Source organism: Pseudoalteromonas sp. GW168-MNA-CIBAN-0100 (assembly GCF_040309225.1).
Lineage (GTDB): Bacteria > Pseudomonadota > Gammaproteobacteria > Enterobacterales > Alteromonadaceae > Pseudoalteromonas > Pseudoalteromonas arctica.
Genome location: NZ_JBEOOL010001133.1, coordinates 1 through 234, shown reverse-complemented (window position 1 = coordinate 234; position 234 = coordinate 1). Strand labels below are relative to the sequence as shown.

General features: G+C 39.3%; 1 pseudogene. It reads right to left on the bottom strand.

Going from position 1 to position 234, the window contains the following annotated elements:
- Window positions 1-234, bottom strand: a pseudogene (locus AAEY62_RS24915) (hypothetical protein); the annotation flags it as partial.

Below are 234 nucleotides of genomic sequence, written 5' to 3'. Positions count from 1 at the left end.
ATATCTGTTTCAATGTCAAGTTGACGCTCATCGAGCAGCTGATTATTTTGATCATAAAGTTTTATTTGCAATCTATCTGTGTATAACCCTGCCTTTACCGGTGTACCCGATGGGATCAAAAGTTCAACTTCAGCCGCTGACTCTACTAGTTGTAAACGACTAATTGATGAGCTGACTAATTGCTGAGTATCGCTGCGAAATTGATAAGCAATACTTTGAAAAGCGCCTTTTAGC